General features: G+C 73.5%; 1 protein-coding gene and 2 pseudogenes. All 3 read left to right on the forward strand.

Going from position 1 to position 6,412, the window contains the following annotated elements; genetic code table 11:
* A pseudogene (locus tag AC08OP_RS12780) lies at window positions 1–2,450 on the forward strand (type I polyketide synthase); the annotation flags it as partial.
* Between the two features lie 159 nt (window positions 2,451–2,609).
* Window positions 2,610–5,321, forward strand: a pseudogene (locus AC08OP_RS12785) (type I polyketide synthase); the annotation flags it as partial.
* Window positions 5,322–5,333: 12 nt separating this feature from the next.
* On the forward strand, window positions 5,334–6,412 hold a 1,079-nt coding region (locus AC08OP_RS12790), incomplete at its 3' end, for a beta-ketoacyl synthase N-terminal-like domain-containing protein (protein ID WP_476614386.1).

Consider the following 6,412-nt stretch of genomic DNA (forward strand, 5'->3'; position numbering starts at 1 on the left):
CTGTGGCGGTTGGTCGCGGAGGGCCGTGAGGGGGTGACCGGTTTTCCGGTTGACCGGGGGTGGGATCTTGATGGTTTGTTTGATTCTGATCCGGACAGGTCTGGGACGTCGTATGTGGATCGGGGTGGTTTCCTGCGGGATGCGGGTTTGTTCGATGCGGCGTTCTTTGGTATTTCGCCGCGTGAGGCGTTGGCGATGGATCCGCAGCAGCGGTTGCTGTTGGAGGTTTCGTGGGAGGCGTTGGAGCGGGCGGGGATCGATCCGGCGACGTTGCGTGGCACTGATGTCGGTGTGTATTCGGGCGTGATGAGCCAGGGCTACGGGTCGGGCGGCCCGGTGCCGCCGGAGCTGGAGGGGTTCACCGGCACCGGCGGCATGGGGAGTGTGGCGTCCGGCCGGGTGTCGTACGTGTTCGGGTTCGAGGGCCCGGCGGTCACGGTGGACACGGCCTGCTCGTCCTCGCTGGTCGCGATCCATCTGGCCGCGCAGGCGCTGCGGCAGGGCGAGTGCTCGCTGGCGCTGGCCGGCGGCGCCACTGTGATGGCCACGCCGCACACGTTCGTCGAGTTCTCCCGGCAGCGCGGCCTGGCTCCGGACGGCCGGTGCAAGTCGTATGCCGATGCGGCTGACGGGACGGGTTGGGCCGAGGGCGCCGGTGTTGTGGTGTTGGAGCGGTTGTCTGTCGCGCGTGAGCGTGGGCATCGGGTTCTGGCGGTGGTGCGGGGGTCGGCGGTGAATCAGGACGGTGCGTCGAATGGTCTGACGGCGCCGAACGGGCCGTCGCAGCAGCGGGTGATTCGGCGGGCGTTGGCTGGTGCGGGGTTGTCGGTGAGGGATGTGGACGCGGTGGAGGGTCATGGGACGGGTACGACGCTGGGTGATCCGATCGAGGCGCAGGCTTTGCTGGCGACGTATGGGCAGGGTCGTGATCCGGGGTTTCCGTTGTGGTTGGGGTCGTTGAAGTCGAATATCGGGCACACCCAGACGGCCGCCGGTGTCGCCGGTGTGATCAAGATGGTGCAGGCGCTGCGGCATGGGGTGCTGCCGGCCACGCTGCACGTCGACGCGCCGTCCACCCAGGTCGACTGGGACGCCGGCGCCGTCCGGCTGTTGACCGGGTCACGGCCGTGGCCGGAGACCGGGCGGCCGCGCCGGGCCGGGGTCTCGGGGTTCGGGGTCAGCGGCACCAACGCGCAGTGGTCCTCGAACAGGCACCGGTCGAGGCGCCGACGGCGCCGCCCTCGGGCGAGGAGGCCGGGACGGCGGTGCCGCTGGTGCTCTCGGCCCGCGGCGAGGGAGCGCTGTCGGGCCAGGCCGCCCGGCTGGAGCGGCTGTTGGCGGACGTCGCGGGGCCGGCCCCGGCGGACGTCGCGGCGGCGCTTCTGACCCGGCGGGGCCGGCTGCCGCGGCGCGCGGTCGTGGTGGCCGGCTCCCGGGACCAGGCCCGGGCCGGGCTGGCCGCCCTGGCCCGGGGTCAGTTCCGGCGGGAGGTCGTGGTCGGCTCGGCGGACCGGCTGCCGAAGGTCGTGTTCGTGTTTCCGGGGCAGGGCTCGCAGCGGGCCGGGATGGGCCGGGAGCTGTACGGGCGGTTCGAGGTGTACCGCGAGGCGTTCGACGAGGTGTGCGGGCTGCTGGAGGAGCGGCTGAGCGGCTGGGTGGGGCGTTCGGTGCGCGAGGTGGTGTTCGGGTCGCCGGACGGTCTGTTGGACCAGACCGTGTTCACGCAGGGTGGGCTGTTCGCGGTCGAGGTGGCGTTGGTCCGACTGCTCGCCTCCTGGGGCGTCGTGCCCGATGCGGTGATGGGCCATTCGATCGGTGAGATCACGGCGGCGCAGGTAGCCGGGGTGGTGTCGCTGGAGGACGCCTGCACGGTTGTCGCCGCTCGCGGCCGGTTGATGCAGGCACTTGCGCCCGGTGGAGCCATGGTCGCGGTGAACGCGACGGAGGACGATGTCCGGTCCTTGCTGGGCGAAGGCGTGGACCTCGCCGCGGTGAACGGGCCCGACTCGGTGGTGCTCTCCGGTGACGAGGGGCCGGTGCTGGCCGCCGCGGAGCGGCTGCGCGGCCGCGGGCGGAAGGTGAAGCGGCTGGCTGTCTCGCACGCGTTCCATTCCGCTCGGATGGAGCCCATGCTCGCCGAGTTCACGGCGGCCCTGGCCGGTGTGTCGTGGAATCCGGCGAGGGTCCCGGTGGTCTCCAACCTGAGCGGCCAGGTCGCCGCCGCCGACGAGCTGGGCTCGGCGGACTACTGGGCCGCGCATGTGCGCCGTCCGGTCCGGTTCCACGACGGCGTCCAGGCTTCCGGCGGCGAGCTGTTCGTCGAGGTCGGTCCGGGCGCGGCCCTGTCCGGTGCGCTGGCCGAGACCGCCCTGGCCGTCCCGGCCCTGCGTGACGAACGGTCCGAGACCGAGACCCTTCTGGCGGCGGCCGGCGAGCTGTTCGTCCGAGGCGTGGAGGTCGACTGGACCGCGGCCCTCCCGGAGGGCAGCAACGGCGCGGGCGTCGACGTGCCGACCTACGCGTTCGAGCACCGGCACTACTGGCTTCCCACAGCGAGGCAGACCGACGCGGTCGCCCTCGGGCAGGCCGACGCCGGCCACCCGCTGCTCGGCGCGCTCGTCACCCGCCCGGACGGCGGCGTGGTGTTCACCTCCCGCCTGTCGTTGCGTACCCATCCCTGGCTGGCCGACCATGCCGTCGGCGGTGTCGTGCTCCTGCCCGGAACCGGGCTGGTCGAGCTGGCCGTCCGGGCCGGTGACGAGACCGGCTGCCCGCTCCTGCACGAGCTCGTGATCGAGACGCCCCTGGTCGTTCCGGAACGCGGCGGGATCCGTGTGCAGGTAGGAGTCTCGGCACCGGCCGCGGACGGCACCCGGTCGGTCGAGGTCCACTCCGCGCCGGACGGCGGGCCGGCCTGGACCCGGCACGCCACCGGCGTCCTGGCCACCGAAGCGCCCTCAGCGCTGGGCGCACCTGGTTCGCTCGAGGTCTGGCCGCCCGCGGGCGCGCAGCCGATCACCGTCGACCCGGAGGCCTACTACGCCGAGCTGGCCGGGCGTGGCTACGCCTACGGCCCGGCCTTCCAGGGGCTGCGGGCGGCATGGCGCGACGGCGACGGCGTCTGCGCCGAGGTCGAGCTGCCCGAGGCCGAGCGCGAGCAGGCTGCCAGGTTCGGCCTGCACCCGGCCCTGCTCGACGCCGCTCTGCACGCCAACGGCCTGCGCCGGGCCCCCGAGGGGGCCGGCGACGACGCCGACGAGCCCGGCTCCCGGACGACCGTGCTGCCGTTCGCCTGGACCGGGGTCACCCTGCACGCCGCCGGCGCGGGTGCGCTGCGGGTCCGGGTCACCCCGGTCGGCGCGGACCGGCCGGGCACCGTCCGGCTGGAGGTCGCCGACGGTACCGGCGTTCCGGTCCTGACCGTTGAGGCACTCGTCTTCCGGCCGGTGTCCGCCGAGCAGCTGGCGGCCGCCTCGGGAGGCGACGACGCTTTGTACCAGGTCGACTGGGTCGCCGTGGCCGAGCCGGCCGGCGAGCCCCGGCCCGCCGCGGACGTCACGGTCGTGGAGACCGCCGCGCACGACGCGCTTGCCGCGACCACGAGCGTCCTGAAGGCGCTCCAGAGCTGGCTTGCCGAGGCGGAGGCCGATACGGGTCAGCCCCGGGCCGGCGGGCCGCCGGATGCCCGACTGGTCGTCGTCACCCGCAACGGCGTGCCGGCCGGGCACACAGCCGCGCCCGACCTGGCCGGAGCGGCGGTATGGGGCCTGGTCCGGGCGGCTCAGGCCGAGCATCCCGACCGGGTCGTGCTGGTGGACGTCGATGAGCAGCCGGTGGACGTCGTCCTGGACCGGGTTCTGGCCACCGGTGAGCCGCAGGTGGCCGTGCGGGCGGGGGCCCTGCTGGTGCCCCGTCTCGCGCGGGCGCCCGCCGCCGAGGCGGGTGCCCTGCCGGTAAGTGTGCGCGACGGCGGGACGGTGCTGGTCACCGGCGGCACCGGCTCGTTGGGCCGGCTGGTGGCTGAGCACCTTGTCACCCGCTGTGGCGCGCGACATCTGCTGCTGGTCGGCCGGCGTGGCCCGGACGCGCCCGGCGCGGATGAGATCGCCGCGCGGTTGCGGGATCTGGACGCCGAGGTTGACGTACGTGCCTGTGACGTCAGCGATGCCGGCGCGCTGGGGGCCCTCGTGGAGAGCATCGACCCCGCGCATCCCCTGTGCGGGATCGTGCACGCCGCCGGTGTTCTCGACGACGGGGTCGTCACCGCTCTGACGCACGAGCGGTTGGCGGGGGTGTTCGCGGCCAAGGCCGTCGCCGCGGATCATCTGGCTCGGCTGGCCGACGGTCTGGCTGACGGGCCGTGCGGGGATCTGGACCTGTTCGTCCTGTTCTCCTCCGCGTCGGGTGTCCTCGGCTCACCGGGCCAGGGAAACTACGCGGCCGCCAACGCCTACCTTGACGCTCTCGCCCACCGTCGCCGCGCCGCCGGTCGCACCGCGACATCCCTGGCCTGGGGCCCCTGGCAGCAGGACAGCGGCATGACCGCCGGCCTGCGCCGCCCTGACCGGACGGCGGCCCGCCCCGGCATCCTGCCGCTGGCCCCGAGCGAGGGCCTGGAGCTGCTCGACCGCGCGCTCGCGACATCCCGGGCCCAGCTCGTGCCGATCAAACTCGACCTGCGCGAACTGCGCGCCCAGGCCGGCCCGGCCGGCCCGGCCGTCCTGCGCTCCCTCGTGCCCGCCGGCCGCCGCAGCGCCCGAAGCGGCTCCGACGACCCGCGGAGCCTGGCCCGCCGCCTGTCCGGCCTGGCCGGCCCGGAGCGCGAGGCGCTGCTGCTGGGTCTCGTCAGTGCCCGGGTCGCGGCCGTCCTCGGCTTCTCGGGGCCGGATGACGTCAGGCCCGAAACCGCCTTCAGGGAAGCCGGTTTCGACTCGCTCACCTCGGTCGAGCTGCGTAACCGGCTGCGCGAGGCGACCGGCCTGACCCTGCCCGCCACCGTGGTCTTCGACCACCCGACTCCGCTCGCCCTGGCCCGACACCTGCTCGGGAGCCTTGCGCCGTCGAGTCCGGCACCGGGCCACATCACGCATGACGTCGACGAAACCGCCCTCCGGTCGGCGCTGGCGACGCTGCCGCTGGATCGGTTCCGCGAGGCCGGCCTGCTCGACGCCCTGCTCCAGCTGGCCGATACGACCCACGACGAGCCGGCCACCGGGCCGGAGGAAGAGGAACAGCCGATCGCCGCACTCAACGTCGACGACCTCGTTCGGCTGGCCCTCGGCCGCGACGGGTCCCTCGGAACCGCGTCCGGCACGGACTGATTGGGGCAGAGCGTGAGCGCGTCATACGAAACGGTCGTCGAAGCCCTCCGGAAGTCACTGGAGGAGGTCGGTTCGCTGAAGAAGCGCAACCGGCAGCTGGTGGACGCCGCCCGCGAGCCGATCGCGATCGTCGGGATGGCGTGCCGGCTGCCCGGCGGGGTCGCCGGCCCGGACGACCTGTGGTCGATGGTGACCGAGAAGCGGGACGGCGTCACCGGTTTCCCGACCGACCGCGGCTGGGACCTCGACGCCCTCTTCGACCCCGACCCCGAACGCCTCGGCACGTCGTACGTCGACCGCGGTGGATTCCTGCACGAGGCCGGTCGGTTCGACCCCGGCTTCTTCGGTGTCTCGCCGCGTGAGGCGCTCGCGATGGACCCGCAGCAGCGGCTGCTGCTCGAGATCTCCTGGGAGGCCATCGAGAGCGCCGGCATCGCGGCCACGTCGTTGAAGGGCACCGACGTCGGTGTGTTCACCGGCATCATGGGCGTCGACTACTTCGCCGGGGGCAGCGTGCCGCCCGAGCTGGAGGGTTTCACCGGCACGGGCGCGGCCTCGAGCGTGGCGTCGGGCCGGGTCTCGTATGTGTTCGGGTTCGAGGGGCCTGCGGTCACGGTGGACACGGCCTGCTCGTCCTCGCTGGTGGCCATGCATCTGGCTGCCTCCGCGCTGCGCCGCGGGGAGTGCACGACCGCGCTGGCCGGCGGGGCCACGGTGATGGCCACGCCGGGCCTGTTCGTGGACTTCTCCCGACAGCGCGGCCTGGCCGCCGATGGCCGGTGCAAGTCGTATGCCGATGCCGCGGATGGTACGGGCTGGGGCGAGGGTGCGGGTGTGGTGGTGTTGGAGCGGCTTTCCGATGCCCGGCGGAACGGTCGTCGGGTGTTGGCGGTGGTTCGTGCGTCGGCGGTGAACCAGGACGGGGCGTCGAACGGGTTGACGGCGCCGAGTGGGCCGTCGCAGCAGCGGGTGATTCGGCGGGCGTTGGCTGCTGCGGGGCTTTCGGCGTCTGATGTTGATGTTGTGGAGGGTCATGGTACCGGGACGGTGCTGGGGGATCCGATCGAGGCGCAGGCTTTGCTGGCGACGTA

It is taken from the genome of Frankia sp. CeRuru1 (genome assembly GCF_977966315.1).